The sequence below is a fragment of the Stenotrophomonas sp. YJH_SMC_110 genome (assembly GCF_059369255.1).
Genome location: NZ_JCAFSM010000010.1, coordinates 22,332 through 37,804, shown reverse-complemented (window position 1 = coordinate 37,804; position 15,473 = coordinate 22,332). Strand labels below are relative to the sequence as shown.

Sequence of the window (15,473 nt, the reverse complement as noted above, 5' to 3'; positions counted from 1 at the left end):
ATTGAGGTTGCCGGCCAGCGGCCGGCACTACCGATACGGGATGGGTCCAAGAGCGTTCAACCGAACGCCAGCAACTGTGGCTGCAAGGCGCTGAAGATCCGCGCCAGCCGCTCCGCCCACGCCTGCTGCCCGGCGGCATCGGCGATCAGGTCCTGGCGGATCTCCAGTTCCACGTGCACCAGGCCGCGCCCTTCGCCGTGCACCGGTACCGCGTAGTCGCTGGTGCTGCTGACCGAATACGGTTCGTTGTCACCCACCACCAGGTCGCCTTCATCGCGCAGTGCCTGCAGCAGTGCATGCGCAAAGCGCGTGTCCTGGTGGTACAGCACGCCGGCGTGCCACGGCCGCTGCGTGCCGTTCATCACTGGCGTGAAGCTGTGCATCATCACCAGCAGGGTGGGGCGGCCGGCATCGCGGCGTGCATCCAGTTCCGCGTCGATGCGCGCATGGTAGGGCGCGTGGATCGCATCGATGCGCTGCTGCCGCTGTGCAGCCGACAGCCTGGCATTGCCCGGGACCACGGTGTGGTCGCTCACTTCCGGAATCAGCGTCGGCGAGGCCAGTGGGCGGTTGCAGTCGATCAGCAGCCGCGAATAGGTCTGTTCGATCGCCCATGCATCCAGCCGTTCGGCCAGTGCGCGGGTGGTGCCGGCGATGCCGATGTCCCAGCCGATATGGCGGTCCAGCTCGGCCTGGGCCAGGCCGAGCCCGGTCAGCGCGCGTGGCACCTGCTGGCCGGCGTGATCGGCCAGCAGCAGGTACGGCGAGGCGCCCTGCGGCCGGTGGAGGGTATAGATCGCCGGGTCGTCGGCGCCCAGCAGCGCCGGCAGTACGTGCAGATCGGCGTCAGCCACGCGGGCGCCCGTCCAGGTGGTGCTCGATCATCCACAGGCCCGCCCACAGCTTGGCATCCAGCTCATAGCCTTCGCCCATCTTCTGCACCAGCCAGGCCGCCGCCTGCGCGCGCGGAATCTCGTGCACGGTGATGTCTTCGCTGTCATCGCCGCCACCGTCGCCGATCCGGCGCAGGCCGGTGGCGCGTACGAAGGCGATCTTCTCGCTGCTGGCGCCGGAGGACGTCGGGCCGATCATCAGCACTTCGGCGTGATCGGCGGTCCAGCCGGTTTCTTCTTCCAGCTCGCGCACGGCCGAGACTTCGATCGATTCGCCGGCGTGGATGTCGCCGACCAGGCCGGCCGGCATCTCGATGGTGGGGGCCTGCAGCGGCACGCGGAACTGTTCGACGAACAGCACCTTGTCCTCCGGGGTCACCGCGATGATGATCGCGGCCAGGCCACCGGCATGGGTACGTTCGCTGTATTCCCAGGTGCCGCGTACCAGCATGCGCTGGTACTTGCCTTCATAGACGACACGCGGGGCTTCGGTGTTGCGCTGGCTCATGCGGGCTCGCTGTGGGTGGGAAGAATATCGGGTACGCCGGCGGCATCGAACAGCCGGCGGCGGGTCATCGGGCCGAAGCGCAGGGTCTGGCACAGGCCGCCGAGCAGCTCGGGGTCGGCGGTCTGGCGCAGCAGGCCGGGTTGGCTGCCTTCAAGCGGCGCGTCCAGCGCGATGGTGGTCAGCTGGCGCCAGAGCAGGGCGTGCTCGCGCTGCTCGCGCAGGCGCACCGCCATCTGGGCGGCACCGCGCAGGCGCAGGAACGGCACTTCGTCCAGGCGTTCGTACAGCGCATCCAAGCTGCCGAAATGGGCCAGCAGCACGGCGGCGGACTTGCTGCCGACACCACTGACACCGGGAATGTTGTCCACCGCATCGCCGCACAGCGCCAGGTAATCGGCAATCTGGTGCGCGTGCACGCCGTGCCGTGCCTTCACGCCGGCCACGTCCCAGCGCTGGTTGCGGGCGTAGTCCCACTGTTCGTCGTGATCCAGCAGCAGCTGCGACAGGTCCTTGTCGGCGGAGATGATCACCCCGCGATGGCTGCCGCGGTGCACGTGCAGTGCGCTGCCGATCAGGTCGTCGGCTTCGTAGTCGTGGTGGGCGAGGACGGCAAGGCCCAACGCCGCGCACAGCGCCTTGCAGTGCACGAACTGGCGCTTGAGCGCTTCCGGTGCCGGATCACGGTTGGCCTTGTAGGCCGGATACAGGCGGTGGCGGAAGCCGCTGTCGAGCGCTTCGTCGAAGGCAATGGCGATGTGCCGCGGGCGCTCGCGCTCCAGCAGGTCCAGCAGGAAGCGGGCGAAGCCGTGCACAGCATTGGTCGGCCAGCCCTGCGCGTCCTGGAAGTGGTCCGGCAGCGAGTGCCAGGCGCGGAACACGTAGATGCTGGCATCGACCAGGTACAGCGACGGCGGCGGTGCCGGCAGGGTCATGCCGGCGGCGTCCAGTCCTGCAGCAGGGTCGCTGGGTCGGGGCGCTCGCGCTCGGGCACGTCGGCCTTGGCGGTGCCGATGTGGATGAAGCCGGCGATGCGTTCACCCTCGACCAGGCCCAGGTGGGCCTGCACGACCGGATCGAAGGCCATCCAGGCCGTCAGCCACTGTGCGCCGAAGCCAAGCGCCTGCGCGGCCTGCAGCAGGGCGAAGCAGACGCAGCCGGCGGTCATCAGCTGTTCCTGTTCCGGCACCTTCGGGTCCGGGCGCGGGCTGGCGACCACCACGATCACCAGCGGGGCGTGGCTGAAACGCTGGCGGTCCTTCTCGAACACGGCCTCGCCGGCATGCGGGTCGCGCTGGCGGCTGCGCTTGGCCAGGAAGTCGCCCAGAGTGTGACGTGCATCGCCGGCGATCTTCAGGAAGCGGAACGGCACGCGCTTGCCGTGGTCGGGCACGCGCACGGCCGACGCCAGCATCCGCTGCAGGGTGGCCGGGTCCGGGCCGGGCTCGCCCAGTTGCCGCGAAGGTACTGAGCGGCGGGCATCCAGGGCGAGCAGGGCAGCGGGGTCGGGCATGGAGTCTGAACCGGTCATCACGGGTGTTTGATTATAGTCGGGGTGGTCAATGACGCCGTCTGTGTCGCGTCCGGCCCCTGAATACCAAACTGTGATGAACATCATGCCACTGGCGGGAAACGGACAGCCGCTTCCCCTCGCCTCGTGGGCCTTGCACGGCTTACGATACCCCTCTTGCCGGGCCGCCGGTCATGAGGTTTGAAGTGAGGACTGTTTCACTGTCCGTGACGGGCTGGCCGGCCTACCATCGACGTTCCGGTACATGGGGTGTGCCGGTCGTCGCGATGTCCATGCTGTCTGTCGTACCAGAGAAGGTGGGGAGCCTTCCCGAATGATGAGCGTGCCCACACCGATGGGATCGCCGGGCCGTGACCCGGCCCAGCTCCAGCTTGCCCGGGACATGGTCCTGCCCGCGCTGTGCCAGGCCTTCGGGGCCGCACTGGCGCGATTCGACGATGCCCTGTTCGACCGCGCCGGCAATGCCGGCTCGTCGCAGTTGCTGTTCCTGGACGCGATGCGCGAACTGCGCCGCCGCCGTGAGGAGATCGCTGCCGCCTTCGCCGGCCACCTGCAGCAGGCGTGGGCCGCATTGGCGGCCGGTGAGCCGCTGTCGGCCGAGGCGACCCTGTCCGGGCCGGCCGAGGATGGCCTGAGCCTGCTGGCCGAACACGTACTGGAATCGCGGTTGGCGGTGCGCAATTTCGCCACTGTATTGCTGCGTGACTTCAAGCCGGTGCTGGCGCGGCTGGACCGCCGCCTGGGCCGGTTGATCGGCGGCGTGGAACTGGACGCCGACCACAATCCCATCAGCCCCGAACATCTGGGCGTGGCCATCCACGAGGCCTTTGCCGGCTGCGAACTGGCCCCGGAAGTGCATCTGGTGCTGATCAAGCTGTGCGAGCGCGACCTGCGTGCACCGGTCGGCCGCATCTACGAGAAGCTGGACGAGCAGCTGGCCGCAGCCGGCGTGATGTCGCAGATGGGGGCTCCGCAGCGCCCACAACCGCCGGCACCGGATCCGCGCATGACCGGGATGCTGGATGACCTGGTCGAGCATCGCCACGGCGCGGGCGTCGATCCGGGGTTCAGCGATGACGAGCAGGCCGCACCGGCTTGGGCGCAGCGCTTTGCCGCCCGCTGGTCCGAGCGCCGCGGGCATATGCAGCAGCACCTGGGCGGCGATGATGGCGCCGCCGGCGAGGCCTACGCCGGCCAGCAAGGCATGCTGCTGGAAGCGTTGCACGAACTGCTGCAGCAGACCCGCCATGTGCGTGAGGACGCCACGTCTGCGGCACAGGTGGCGGTCGGCCAGCAGCGCCCGCTCAGCCAGCGCGAAATGATGTCGGTGCTGTCGCTGCTGCAGGCCACGCCGAGCGCGACGCTGCGTGCAGCCATCGGCGAGGACGGCGAATCGCTGGCGCAGCGGCTGAAGAGCGAAGTGCTGTCCAGCGCCACCCAGCTCGGCGTCGATCCGGGCCAGACCCGGCTGGACCCGCAGGATGAGGATGCCATCGACCTGGTCGGCATGCTGTTCGACGTGATGCTGGACGAGCGTGAACTGGAAGGCCGCTCGCGCGAACTGATCGGCCGCCTGGTCGTGCCTTTCGTCAAGGTCGCCATGCTCGACCGCCGCATGTTCGTGCAGAAGACCCATCCGGCGCGCAAGCTGCTCAATTCGCTGGCCGAGGCCTGCGAGGGCAACACCGGCGAGAGCCAGGCCGAGCGCATGCTGATGGCCAAGGTCGAGGAGATCATCGAGCGCCTAGTGGCCGAGTTCAACGAAAACCTGGCGATCTTCCTGACCCTGGAAGAAGAATTCCGCGAGTTCCTGGTGCAGCATCGCCGCCGCGTGGAAATCGCCGAGCGTCGCGCCGCAGAAACGCAACGCGGCCAGGAAAAGCTGGAAATGGCCCGCAGCCGGGCCAGTGCGGAACTGGATCGTCGCATCGGTGATGCCACCCTTCCGCCGGCCATTGCCGAGTTCCTGCGCCAGCCCTGGCAGCACCACCTGACCCTGGCGGTGCTGCGCGAGGGCGAAGAAGGCGCGTCGGTGGCCGAGGCACTGAGCCTCGGCGACGGCCTGCTGGAGGAAGTGGCCGAGGCACGCCGGCAGATTGTCGGCAAGCCATGGCTGCAGGCCTGGCAGCCGGTGCTGGCCAAGGTGTTTGCCAGCGTCGGTGTGCACGGCGATGCGGCTACCGGTGCGATCGACGCCCTGCACGACACGTTGCAGGGCATCGCCGAGTCGCGGCCGGAACTGCAGCGCGCGCTGCCCGAGCTGCCGCAGGTCGCGCTGCCGGCACCGCCGGTGGCCGAATCGCCAGCGGTGGAACTCAGCGGGCAGATCGATGCCGACGATTTCGACAACGCCGATGCCGACCGCTTCCGACGCATGGAAATCGGCAACTGGTTGGACTTCGTCGACAAGGACGGCAAGGTCCAGGCGGGCAAGCTGTCCTGGGTCAGCCCGATTTCCTCGCGCCTGCTGTTCGTCAACCGTCGCGGCGTGCGCTTCTGCGTGGCCTCGCCAGAAGAGCTGGCGGTGATGGTGCGGCTCGGCCGCCTGCGTGCCCACGTTGACGATGGCGCCTTCGACAGCGCCATGCAGGGCGTGATCGACCGCCTCGACCCGGGCAGCACCACCCTGCACTGAGTGCTGGCTGCCTGCTAGGATCGGGAAAACTCACCGATCAGCGGGGACCTGCATGGCCGTGGCGTTGCTGGGGATCAAGGAGACCGCGCCGGGTGAACGGCGCGTGGCGTTGACACCGGAAACCGCGCGCAAGCTCGGTGCCCTCGGCATTACGGTCTGGTACGAGGCCGGCGCCGGGCTGGCCGCCGGCTTCACCGATGCCGCCTATGACGACGCCGGCGCACGTGTCTTCGACGCGGGCCGCTGGGCCGAGATCGATATCCTGCTGTGCGTGCAGGCACCTCCTGCGACGGTGCTGGAGCAGCTCAGGCCCGGTGCCAGCGTGGTTGGCCTGCTGGCCCCGGCCAACGATCCGGCGCTGGCCGCGCTGGCGGCCGATGATCGCCTGCAGCTGTTCCCGCTGCAGCAGCTGCCGCGCACCACCCGCGCGCAGGCGATGGATGTACTCAGTTCGCAGGCCGGCATGGCCGGCTACAAGGCCGCGCTGATTGCCGCCGAACGCGCGCCGCGCTTCTTCCCGATGCTGACCACCGCCGCTGGCACCGTGCGGCCGGCCAAGGTGCTGGTGATCGGTGCCGGCGTGGCGGGCCTGCAGGCCATCGCCACCGCGCGGCGCCTCGGTGCACAGGTGGAAGGTTTCGATGTGCGCCCGGAAACCCGCGAGCAGATCCAGTCACTGGGTGCGCGCTTCCTCGATCTTGGCGTGAGCGCGACCGGTGAAGGCGGCTACGCGCGTGCGTTGACCGACGAGGAGCGCGCCGAGCAGCAGCGTCGGCTGGCCGACCACCTGCGCAGCGTGGACGTGGTGATCTGCACGGCTGCCGTACCCGGTCGGCCGGCGCCGACCATCGTGACCGCCGCGATGGTGGAGGGCATGGCCACCGGCAGCGTCATTGTCGATCTGGCGGCCGAGAGCGGCGGCAACTGTGCACTGACCCAGCCGGGGCACTGCATCGAACACCAGGGCGTGACCATCGATGGTCCGCTGGGCCTGGCCAGTCGCGGCGCGACCCAGGCCAGTGAGATGTATGCGCGCAACCTGCTCAACTTCGTTGCGCTGTTCGTGCGCGAGGGGCGGCTCGGTTTCGACTGGGACGACGAGCTGCTGGCAAAGACGCGCTGGCAGGCATGAATGACGTGGGGTCAGATCCCTTTGCCTCTGGCAAAGGGATCTGACCCCGATCTCCCGCAATCTGCCAGGGGTCGGATCCCTTTGCGTCAGCAAAGGGCTCTGACCCCGTTCCCCGGGGCCTTACCGCGGCTTCGCCGGCGGCGGGTTGTCGCGCACCCAGTCCCGGCGCTGCTCCGGCGTCATCTGCGACCAGCGCTCGCGCAGCGCGTCGCGCTGTGCCGGCGGCATGTTGCGCATCTGCCCGAACAGGGCGCGTGCCTGTTCACGCTGTTCCGGGCTCATGTGCTCGAAGCGGCGCAGGCCGCGGCGGGCCTTGTCGCGCTCCTCCGGGCTCATCGATTGCCAGCGCTGGCCGTGCGAGAGCATGCGCTGGCGCTGGCCGGCATCAGCGCTGTTCCAACGGTCGCGCAGCGGCGCCAGCAGGGACTCTCGCTGGGATTCGCTCAATTGCTCCCACGCAGGCAATGGCGCGACCGGTGCGGCAGGGGCGGGCGTGGCGTTCTGCGCCAGCGCCGGAACGGCCGGCAGCAGCGCCAGGGTCAACAGCAGTGGCAGGGCAAGCAGTCGGGACATGATTTACTCCATCGCCAGGTCGGTATCGCCCAGCCACAGGTACAGATCGGGATTCTCGTCGTAGAGCGCGCCGTTGTCTTCCACTGAAGCAAGTACGGGGTCCGGCGGCGGACCCGCAAGCGTGCCATGGCCGGTGAACTGCAGGCCGATGCCCAGTGCAACCACCAGTGAGCAGGCGCTGGCCAGCCACCAGCGCCAGCGCCCACGATGGGTGGTGGCCGTGGCGCCGTGGCGAGCTTGGCGCAGCCGGGCCAGCGTTGCCGGCGCCAGCGCCTGCAGCGACTGCGCGTGCAGGCGGCGCAGGGTGTCATCGGAAGGCAGGGAGCGGTTCACGGGTGGGTCTCCAGGTAGTCCTGCAGCGCCTGCCGGGCGCGTGCCAGATGGGTTTTTACCGCGCCTTCGCTGCAGCCCATGGCGCGGGCGGTGGTGGCCCCGTCCAGGTCCTGCAGCACGCGCAGGGTGAAGGCCTCGCGCTGGCGGGCGGGCAGGGTGCGCAACGCGTCCACCAGCTGCTGGTACTGCTGGCGCTGCTCATGTGCCTGTGCCGGGTCCGGGCCGGGATCGGCCCAGTCGATCTCGCCGCCTTCCGCGTCCTGGTTGTCGCGCCAGAACGGCAGGCGGAAGCGGCGCCGGCGCTGCAGGTCGATCACCCGGCGGCGCAGGATGCTCCAGAACAGCGGCGCCCATTCGGCGGCCGGCTTGTCGGTGTAATCCAGCATGCGCAGCAGCGCGTCCTGCACCGCATCCATGGCGTCTTCGCGCTGGCGCAGGCCGGCCTCGGCGAAGCGAAACGCACGCGGGCCGACGCTGGCCAGGAATGCCTCCAGCGATGCCGGCAGGGCATCGGTCTCGGCGCTCGGGGGGGCGGGGCTGCTCACCAGCACAGGGTACGGTTCCTCGCTCGGGGTCACCATCGACAACGCGTGAGCGGCGCTCCGGTTGACGCCGGGTGCGCGCCGGGTTCAGCCCATGGTTATGATGGGCCGACGAAGACAGAGCAGGAGCGTTGCCGGTGAGTGACGGGTTCGTAGCGCTGTACATCTTCATGCTGGCAGCCATCGCCGGCCACGTGATCATTTCGCGGGTGCCGGTGATCCTGCATACCCCGCTGATGTCGGGCTCCAACTTCATCCACGGCATCGTGCTGATCGGCGCGATGGTGGTACTGGGGCATGCGCAGACGCCGCTGGAGAAGGTACTGGGCTTCCTGGCCGTGGTGCTCGGCGCCGGCAATGCCGCCGGTGGCTACGTGGTCACCGCGCGCATGCTGGAAATGTTCAAGCCGAGCGCGCCCAGGGGCGGCAAGGACGAACCGAAGGAGCCGCAGGCTTGAACATCAGCACCGTCGAACTGCTCGACTGGCTGGTCAAGGCCAGCTACCTGGTCGCCGCCACGCTGTTCCTGCTCGGCCTGCAGCGCATGGCCTCGCCGCTGACCGCGCGCAGCGGCATCCGCTGGGCCGGGCTGGGCATGCTGCTGGCCACCGCGGCCACCTTCTTCCTGCCCGAACTGCACAACGTGCCGTTGATCCTGGTGGCACTGCTGCTGGGTGCGGGCCTGGCCTGGTGGTCGGCCGGCAAGGTTGCCATCACCGACATGCCGCAGATGGTGGCGCTGTACAACGGCATGGGTGGTGGCTCGGCGGCGGCGATCGGCGCGGTGGAACTGCTGCGCTATGCCTTCCTGGCCCACCGCGATACCAGCCACTGGAGCGCGCAGGCGCTGGCCGACCTGGCCGCGCGCCAGCCGTCCGGCACGATGCTGCTGCTGGCGGTGGTCGGCGCGGCGATCGGCGCGGTGTCGCTGTCCGGCTCGGTGATCGCCTGGGCCAAGCTGGATGGACGCCTGGACAAGCGCGTGACCTGGCCCGGCCAGCAGGTGATGAACCTGCTGGTGGCGCTGGCGGTGGTGGTGCTGGCGATCATCGCGGCGAGTACGCTCAGTGCCTGGGCAATCGTCGCCTTCTTCGTGCTGGCACTGGCGCTGGGCGTGCTGATGACGCTGCCGATCGGCGGTGCCGACATGCCGGTGGTGATCTCGCTGTACAACGCGTTCACCGGCCTGGCAGTGTCGTTCGAAGGTTATGTGCTGGGCAACGAGGCGCTGATCATCGCCGGCATGATGGTCGGCGCGGCCGGCATCCTGCTGACCCGGCTGATGGCCAAGGCGATGAACCGGCCGATCCGCAACGTGCTGTTCTCCAACTTCGGCGGCGGTGCTGGTGGCGAAGCGCAGGCGATCAGCGGCGCGCAGAAGCCGATCGAAGCCCCGGATGTCGCGGCGATGATGGCCTACGCCGAACGCGTGGTGATCGTGCCTGGATACGGCATGGCCGTGGCCCAGGCCCAGCACAAGATCTGGGAACTGGCGCAGCGGCTGGGCCAGCGCGGGGTGAAGGTGAAGTTCGCCATCCACCCGGTCGCCGGGCGCATGCCCGGGCACATGAACGTACTGCTGGCCGAAGCGGGCGTGCCCTACGACCTGATCGCCGACATGGATGACATCAATCCGGAGTTCACCAACACCGACGTGGTACTGGTGATCGGTGCCAACGACGTGGTCAATCCGGTCGCGCGTACTGATCGGGCCAGCCCGATCTACGGCATGCCGGTGCTGGACGTGGTCAACGCGCGCAACGTGGTGGTGATCAAGCGCGGCAAGGGCACCGGCTTCGCCGGTATCGAGAATGCGTTGTTCTACGCTGACAATACCCGCATGCTCTATGGCGACGGCGCCGAAGCGGCCGCCTCGCTGGTGAGCGAGCTGAAGGCGCTCGACGGCGGGCATTGAAGACCGGGGTCGGATCCCTTTCCGCAGGACAGGGCTCTGACCCCTTTGCCGGCCAGCGGCCGGCACTACCGGATCCGCGCGTGATGGTTGCATCTGGTAGGTGCGGACCTGGGGCCGCGCGCTTTTGCCGGCCAGCGGCCGGCACTACCCCCATCCGCGCGTGATGGTTGCATCTGGTAGGCGCGGACCTTGGTCCGCACGCTTTTGCCGGCCAGCGGCCGGCACTACCGGATCCGCGCGCGGTGGTTGCATCTGGTAGGTGCGGCCTTGGTCCGCACGCTTTTGCCGGCCAGCGTCCGGCATTGACCCCCATCCGCGCGTGGCGTGGATCTACGCGCTCAGCGCGCCAGCCAGGCGCCGACGACCACGGCCACGGCCAGCCACAGCCATTCCATCGCGCCATTGGCCAGGTTGATCAGGGTCCAGGCCAGGTGCGGGCCCATCCGCGTGGTGGCGTCCCACAGGTCCAGACCGATCGAGCCGCCCATCCAGGCGCTGGCGATGGCCCAGTTGGCCACGGCGGCCACCAGCAGGGTGCCGAGCACGACCAGGGCGATGCGCAACCGGCCCGGACCCAGTGTGCCCAGACGCAGCATGAACACCAGTTCCAGGGCGGACACTACCGCCATCCAGCCGACCTGTCGGCCGGTCATCAGCGCCAGGACCATCCAGGCGAGGGGAGCAACAAGCAGACCCAGCAACAGCATGAGGGACCAGAGCCAGGTGACGGTCCTGGCACGCGTGGCAATGGAGGACATCGAAGCTCCCTGAAGATCACCCACAGGATACTGTGGTTTGCCGCAGTGCACCGGCGGTGCCGGGGCGGCTGGGCTAGAATGCCGTCTTGCGTGGCCCCGGCCACGGCCCCATATCGGTCCCCATGTATTCCCGTAGCAGCGAACCTGTCCACTTCGAACGCGATTGCGAGGCCGTGATGGTCCCGCAGGGCGATACCGTGACCCTGCCTGCCGGCAGCTATGGGTACATCACCCAGGCGCTGGGCGGCAGCTATTCGGTGTTCGTCGAGGGCAACCTGTTCCGCATCGCCGGCAAGGACGGCGACGCCATCGGCAAGGAGGCGCCGGCACCGCTCGAGCTGCCGGCCGACGCCACCGATGAGCAGGTGGAACAACTGGTGTGGCAGCAGCTGCGCACCTGCTTCGACCCGGAGATTCCGGTCAACATCGTTGAACTGGGCCTGGTCTATGAAGTCGAGATCAAGCATCTGGACGAAGGCAAGCGCGAGATCGACGTGAAGATGACCCTGACCGCACCGGGCTGTGGCATGGGCGAGATCCTGGTCGACGACGTGCGCAGCAAGCTTGAAATGATCCCGACGGTGGCCGAGGCCGACGTCGACCTGGTGTTCGACCCGCCGTGGAACCAGCACATGATGTCCGAGGCGGCGCGGCTCGAGACCGGCATGCTTTGACCCAGGGCCCGCAGTGACGCGGGCCCGGCACTACCCGCAACCAGAACAGGAATCCTCCGGTGTCCCAGTCCATTCCCAGCTTCGCCGTCACCCGTTCGGACCACCCGCGCAGCGCTGAAGAGCGCGCCAAGATCCTGGAGAAGCCGGGCTTCGGCCTGCACTTCACCGATCACATGGTGGAAGTGCGCTGGGACAAGGATGCCGGCTGGCACAACGCCAGCGTGCGTGCCTACGGCCCGCTGCAGCTGGACCCGGCCGCGGCCGTGCTGCACTACGGCCAGGAGATCTTCGAAGGCATCAAGGCCTACCGCCATGCTGACGGCTCGATCTGGACCTTCCGCCCGGATGCCAACGGCCGTCGCCTGCAGCGTTCGGCGCAGCGCCTGGCGCTGCCGGAACTGCCGGTGGAGATCTTCGTCGAATCGCTGAAGCAGCTGATCGCCGTCGACAGCGAGTGGGTGCCGTCGGCCGACGAGTCGAGCCTGTACTTCCGCCCGTTCATGATCGGCGACGAAGCCTTCCTCGGCGTGCGCGGCGCGCACAAGGCCGGCTACTACGTCATCGCCAGCCCGGCCGGCCCGTACTTCGCCAAGGGCGTGGCCCCGGTGTCGATCTGGCTGTCCACCGAATACGCGCGCGCCGCCAAGGGCGGCACCGGCGCCGCCAAGTGCGGTGGCAACTACGCCGCCTCGCTGCTGCCGCAGCAGAAGGCGCAGGCGCAGGGCTGCTCGCAGGTGCTGTTCCTGGACCCGGTCGAAGGCAAGTACCTGGAAGAACTGGGCGGCATGAACGTGTTCCTGGTCTACAAGGACGGCACGCTGGTCACCCCGGAACTGTCCGGCAGCATCCTCGAGGGCATCACCCGCGAGAGCATCCTGCAGCTGGCGCGCGACCGTGGCATGAAGGTCGAAGAGCGCAAGGTCAGCATCGACGAGTGGAAGGACGGCGTGGCCTCCGGTGCGATCAGCGAAGTGTTTGCCTGTGGCACTGCGGCGGTGGTTACCCCGATCGGCCAGCTGAAGGGCGAGGGTTTCTCGGTGGGCGACATCAACGCGCCGGCCGGCGAAGTGACCATGTCGCTGCGCAAGGAACTGACCGACATCCAGTACGGCCGCCTGCCGGACCGGCACAACTGGCTGGTCAAGCTGGGCTGATCGCCCGCACCGGGTTGTAGACCCGAGCGCGCGCTCGGCTGCGTTGTTCCTGGAAAGCCCGTCCCTGTGACGGGCTTTCTGCGTTGTGGACAGGTGGGTGGGGTCAGATCCCTCTTCCGTGGGAAAAGGGATCTGACCCCACCCACTCCGACTCCGAATCGGCGGATGCCGATGTCGGCAAAGTCATCGCAGGACAGGTGATGACCCAGTCAGGTGTGTGCAGAAGATGAGAAAGTTCCTTCACCTTCACAAACCCTCGACCCGGGAAGTCTCAGAACGAACATTTCATCTTGCTGAAAAGACGCTGAAAATCTTGTGGTGTCCGGTTTTGGTCATTAGCGTCATCTGCACGGCGGATCGATAGGGGGATCCGCTGACTCGCCGGACTTCGAACCTCGCCAACGCAAGCCAGCCCATGGTTCGGGCCGGTGCTTCTGCCGATTCCGGCATTCACACCACTAGAAAGGGAAATACGATGTCCCAGGTAACGCAACCGCGTGTGCGTCGAGTGTGGGTGGTCCTTGGTGCGTCCGTTCTGTCATCGCTGCTGCTGGCCACGCCTGCGCTGGCCGGTGACGTCCAGCTCAGCGGCCTGCAGTCTGCGCCGACGCACCAGCGCTTCATCGTGAAGTACCGCGACGGCAGTGCGCCGGTGGCCAACACCACCGCACTGGCCTCTTCGCTGAAGAGTGCCGCCGCCGGCCTGGCCAGCAGCCAGGGCCGTGCGCTGGGCCTGCAGCAGGTCCGCAAGCTGGCCGTCGGCCCGACCCTGGTCAGGACCGACCGCCCGCTTGACCAGGCTGAATCCGAGCTGCTGATGCGCAAGCTGGCCGCCGACCCGAACGTGGAATACGTCGAAGTCGACCAGATCATGCGCGCGACGCTGACCCCGAATGACACCCGCTTCAGCGAACAGTGGGGCTTTGGTACCTCCAACGCGTCGATCAACGTGCGGCCGGCCTGGGACAAGGCCACCGGCACCGGCGTGGTGGTGGCCGTGATCGATACCGGCATCACCAACCATCCCGATCTCAACGCCAACATCCTGCCCGGCTATGACTTCATCAGCGATGCCGCGATGGCGCGCGATGGCGGTGGCCGCGACAGCAACCCGAACGACGAGGGCGACTGGTATGGCGCCAACGAGTGCGGCTCGGGTATCCCGGCGTCCAACTCCAGCTGGCACGGCACCCACGTCGCCGGCACCGTGGCGGCGGTGACCAACAACAGCACCGGCGTGGCCGGCACGGCGTTCAACGCCAAGGTCGTCCCGGTGCGCGTGCTCGGCAAGTGCGGCGGCTATACCTCCGACATCGCCGATGCGATCGTGTGGGCCTCCGGCGGCACCGTCAGTGGCGTGCCGGCCAATGCCAATCCGGCGGAAGTCATCAACATGTCGCTGGGCGGCGGCGGCACCTGCTCGGCCACCTACCAGAACGCGATCAACGGCGCGGTCAGCCGCGGCACCACCGTGGTGGTCGCCGCCGGCAACAGCAACACCAACGTGTCCTCGTCGGTGCCGGCCAACTGCGCGAACGTGATCGCGGTGGCGGCCACGACCTCGGCCGGTGCGCGTGCCAGCTTCTCCAACTATGGTGCCGGCATCGACATTTCCGGCCCGGGCCAGAGCATCCTGTCCACCCTCAACACCGGCACCACCACGCCGGGCAGCGCCACCTATGCGTCCTACAACGGCACCTCGATGGCAGCGCCGCATGTGGCCGGTGTGGTGGCCCTGATGCAGTCGGTGGCGCCGAGCCCGCTGAGTCCGGCACAGGTCGAGAGCATCATCAAGAGCACCGCACGCCCGCTGCCGGGCGCCTGCTCGGGCGGCTGCGGCGCCGGCATCGTCGACGCCAACGCGGCCGTGGCTGCGGCGATCAATGGCGGTGGCCCGAACCCGGGCGGCAACGTGCTGCAGAACAACGTGCCGGTGACCGGCCTGGGCGCCGCGACCGGTGCCGAGCTGAACTACACCGTCGCCGTTCCGGCCGGCAGCACCCAGCTGCGCGTGGCAATCAGTGGCGGCAGCGGTGATGCCGACCTGTACGTGCGCCAGGGCAGTGCCCCGACCGATACCACCTACACCTGCCGTCCGTACCTGAGCGGCAACAGCGAGACCTGCACCATCAACAGCCCTGCCGCCGGCACCTGGTATGTGCGGGTGAAGGCGTACAGCACCTTCTCGGGCCTGACCCTCAGCGCCCAGTACTGAGCCCAAGTCCCTCTCCAAGGGCACGCCCTGGCTTCGGCCGGGGCGTTTTTGTCCGGGTGGGTGCCGACCTCGGCCGGCACGCTGTTCCTCAGACCGACTCGAAACGGTTCGCCGCCACGTTCTTGCGCACATGCTGCGGGTCGAAGATCCGCCCGTTCATCGCGATGTACACGCCGCTCGGCAGCGACTGCACCGCACCGATCGCACAACCGATGTTGAACTCCGCATCCGAGCCGCGGAAGCGTGCCGGGCTCAGCGCACCGGTCATCACGATGGTCTTGTCCGGGATCGTCGCCAGCACCTTGCCTGTCTGCACCATCGAATCGGTGCCGTGGGTCACCAGCACGTGCCGGGTGGGCTGCGCGGCGATGGTGGCGCGGATCAGCTCGCGGTCTTCGTCGTTGATGTGCAGCGAATCCTTGCGCAGGATCGGAATCACGTTGAAGCGGAACGTCACGCCCAGCTCGCGCAGGATCATGCCGATCTGCGGATCGCCGATCTGGTAGTCCGACTTGTCGTCGAAGTAGATCTTGTCGATCGTGCCACCGGTGGTGACGACCAGGAGCTCTTCCATCATGTGCATGCGCGAAACCAGGACAGGGACTGCGGCGCG

16 protein-coding genes are annotated in these 15,473 nt (G+C 68.1%); 7 read left to right on the top strand and 9 right to left on the bottom strand.

Going from position 1 to position 15,473, the window contains the following annotated elements; genetic code table 11:
* Positions 1-56: 56 nt before the first annotated feature.
* Genes AC5P6H_RS16930 through AC5P6H_RS16915 form a run of 4 tightly spaced genes read right to left on the bottom strand, consistent with a single transcriptional unit; the run spans position 57 to position 2,911 of the window.
* The gene (locus AC5P6H_RS16930) at positions 57-854 is read right to left on the bottom strand and encodes an N-formylglutamate amidohydrolase (RefSeq protein WP_014646009.1); all 798 of its coding nucleotides are present in this window, start codon (positions 852-854) and stop codon (positions 57-59) included.
* Positions 847-1,401, bottom strand: coding sequence for an NUDIX hydrolase (locus AC5P6H_RS16925; protein WP_049408489.1), 555 nt, complete (start codon positions 1,399-1,401; stop codon positions 847-849). The genes AC5P6H_RS16930 and AC5P6H_RS16925 overlap by 8 nt, the downstream gene beginning before the upstream one ends.
* On the bottom strand, positions 1,398-2,333 hold the full coding sequence (locus tag AC5P6H_RS16920; RefSeq protein ID WP_495202902.1) for a 5'-3' exonuclease: 936 nt from the start codon (positions 2,331-2,333) through the stop codon (positions 1,398-1,400). The genes AC5P6H_RS16925 and AC5P6H_RS16920 overlap by 4 nt, the downstream gene beginning before the upstream one ends.
* Positions 2,330-2,911 carry a nitroreductase family protein gene (locus tag AC5P6H_RS16915; RefSeq protein WP_014646012.1) on the bottom strand — a complete coding sequence of 194 codons (582 nt, stop codon included), beginning with the start codon at positions 2,909-2,911 and terminating at the stop codon, positions 2,330-2,332. Before AC5P6H_RS16915 ends, AC5P6H_RS16920 begins: the two co-directional genes overlap by 4 nt.
* Positions 2,912-3,242: 331 nt before the next feature.
* On the opposite strand from AC5P6H_RS16915, the gene pacR reads away from it, so the two are divergent.
* Both pacR and AC5P6H_RS16905 read left to right on the top strand, forming a co-directional pair.
* Positions 3,243-5,564, top strand: a complete 2,322-nt coding sequence (pacR, locus tag AC5P6H_RS16910) for a PacR family protein (protein WP_197575544.1) — start codon at positions 3,243-3,245, stop codon at positions 5,562-5,564.
* A gap of 52 nt (positions 5,565-5,616) precedes the next feature.
* The gene (locus AC5P6H_RS16905; protein ID WP_069118521.1) at positions 5,617-6,696 is read left to right on the top strand and encodes an NAD(P) transhydrogenase subunit alpha; all 1,080 of its coding nucleotides are present in this window, start codon (positions 5,617-5,619) and stop codon (positions 6,694-6,696) included.
* Positions 6,697-6,816: 120 nt separating this feature from the next.
* Here AC5P6H_RS16905 and AC5P6H_RS16900 read toward each other — a convergent pair whose 3' ends face one another.
* The 3 genes from AC5P6H_RS16900 to AC5P6H_RS16890 are packed head-to-tail and all read right to left on the bottom strand — an operon-like array spanning position 6,817 to position 8,183.
* Positions 6,817-7,269 (bottom strand): DUF3106 domain-containing protein, encoded by a 453-nt coding sequence (locus AC5P6H_RS16900; protein WP_014646015.1) that lies wholly within the window; start codon positions 7,267-7,269, stop codon positions 6,817-6,819.
* 3 nt (positions 7,270-7,272) lie between these two features.
* Positions 7,273-7,602, bottom strand: coding sequence for a hypothetical protein (locus AC5P6H_RS16895; RefSeq protein WP_126411755.1), 330 nt, complete (start codon positions 7,600-7,602; stop codon positions 7,273-7,275).
* Positions 7,599-8,183 carry an RNA polymerase sigma factor gene (locus AC5P6H_RS16890; protein ID WP_080052964.1) on the bottom strand — a complete coding sequence of 195 codons (585 nt, stop codon included), beginning with the start codon at positions 8,181-8,183 and terminating at the stop codon, positions 7,599-7,601. The genes AC5P6H_RS16895 and AC5P6H_RS16890 overlap by 4 nt, the downstream gene beginning before the upstream one ends.
* A 98-nt stretch (positions 8,184-8,281) precedes the next feature.
* Here AC5P6H_RS16890 and AC5P6H_RS16885 point away from each other — a divergent pair, with 98 nt between their 5' ends.
* Together AC5P6H_RS16885 and AC5P6H_RS16880 are read left to right on the top strand one after the other, a co-directional pair.
* The gene (locus AC5P6H_RS16885; protein WP_111206815.1) at positions 8,282-8,602 is read left to right on the top strand and encodes an NAD(P) transhydrogenase subunit alpha part 2; all 321 of its coding nucleotides are present in this window, start codon (positions 8,282-8,284) and stop codon (positions 8,600-8,602) included.
* Positions 8,599-10,059: an NAD(P)(+) transhydrogenase (Re/Si-specific) subunit beta gene (locus AC5P6H_RS16880; protein ID WP_126411756.1), complete on the top strand. Its 1,461-nt coding sequence runs from the start codon at positions 8,599-8,601 to the stop codon at positions 10,057-10,059. Before AC5P6H_RS16885 ends, AC5P6H_RS16880 begins: the two co-directional genes overlap by 4 nt.
* A gap of 338 nt (positions 10,060-10,397) precedes the next feature.
* Here the strand turns inward: AC5P6H_RS16880 and AC5P6H_RS16875 are convergent, their stop codons facing one another.
* Positions 10,398-10,817, bottom strand: coding sequence for a hypothetical protein (locus tag AC5P6H_RS16875; protein WP_046429036.1), 420 nt, complete (start codon positions 10,815-10,817; stop codon positions 10,398-10,400).
* A gap of 122 nt (positions 10,818-10,939) precedes the next feature.
* Here AC5P6H_RS16875 and sufT point away from each other — a divergent pair, with 122 nt between their 5' ends.
* From sufT to AC5P6H_RS16860, 3 genes are all read left to right on the top strand, one after another.
* Positions 10,940-11,491 carry a putative Fe-S cluster assembly protein SufT gene (gene sufT / locus AC5P6H_RS16870; RefSeq protein ID WP_005415385.1) on the top strand — a complete coding sequence of 184 codons (552 nt, stop codon included), beginning with the start codon at positions 10,940-10,942 and terminating at the stop codon, positions 11,489-11,491.
* Between the two features lie 59 nt (positions 11,492-11,550).
* Positions 11,551-12,645, top strand: coding sequence for a branched-chain amino acid aminotransferase (locus AC5P6H_RS16865; RefSeq protein ID WP_014646022.1), 1,095 nt, complete (start codon positions 11,551-11,553; stop codon positions 12,643-12,645).
* Positions 12,646-13,120: 475 nt separating this feature from the next.
* Entirely contained in the window at positions 13,121-14,860 is a 1,740-nt protein-coding gene (locus tag AC5P6H_RS16860) for a S8 family peptidase (RefSeq protein ID WP_495202901.1), read from the top strand.
* 88 nt (positions 14,861-14,948) lie between these two features.
* Here the strand turns inward: AC5P6H_RS16860 and AC5P6H_RS16855 are convergent, their stop codons facing one another.
* Complete coding sequence (locus tag AC5P6H_RS16855) at positions 14,949-15,434, bottom strand: asparaginase domain-containing protein (RefSeq protein ID WP_010481766.1); 486 nt, start codon at positions 15,432-15,434, stop codon at positions 14,949-14,951.
* Positions 15,435-15,473: the final 39 nt, after the last annotated feature.

Excerpts from the sequence above, each read along its gene's own strand:
- AC5P6H_RS16925 (WP_049408489.1), bottom strand. The coding sequence starts at position 1,401 with ATGAGCCAGCGCAACACCGAAGCCCCGCGTGTCGTCTATGAAGGCAAG.
- AC5P6H_RS16920 (WP_495202902.1), bottom strand. The coding sequence starts at position 2,333 with ATGACCCTGCCGGCACCGCCGCCGTCGCTGTACCTGGTCGATGCCAGC.
- AC5P6H_RS16915 (WP_014646012.1), bottom strand. The coding sequence starts at position 2,911 with ATGCCCGACCCCGCTGCCCTGCTCGCCCTGGATGCCCGCCGCTCAGTA.
- pacR (WP_197575544.1), top strand. The coding sequence starts at position 3,243 with ATGATGAGCGTGCCCACACCGATGGGATCGCCGGGCCGTGACCCGGCC.
- AC5P6H_RS16905 (WP_069118521.1), top strand. The coding sequence starts at position 5,617 with ATGGCCGTGGCGTTGCTGGGGATCAAGGAGACCGCGCCGGGTGAACGG.
- AC5P6H_RS16900 (WP_014646015.1), bottom strand. The coding sequence starts at position 7,269 with ATGTCCCGACTGCTTGCCCTGCCACTGCTGTTGACCCTGGCGCTGCTG.
- AC5P6H_RS16890 (WP_080052964.1), bottom strand. The coding sequence starts at position 8,183 with ATGGTGACCCCGAGCGAGGAACCGTACCCTGTGCTGGTGAGCAGCCCC.
- AC5P6H_RS16875 (WP_046429036.1), bottom strand. The coding sequence starts at position 10,817 with ATGTCCTCCATTGCCACGCGTGCCAGGACCGTCACCTGGCTCTGGTCC.
- sufT (WP_005415385.1), top strand. The coding sequence starts at position 10,940 with ATGTATTCCCGTAGCAGCGAACCTGTCCACTTCGAACGCGATTGCGAG.
- AC5P6H_RS16860 (WP_495202901.1), top strand. The coding sequence starts at position 13,121 with ATGTCCCAGGTAACGCAACCGCGTGTGCGTCGAGTGTGGGTGGTCCTT.
- AC5P6H_RS16855 (WP_010481766.1), bottom strand. The coding sequence starts at position 15,434 with ATGGAAGAGCTCCTGGTCGTCACCACCGGTGGCACGATCGACAAGATC.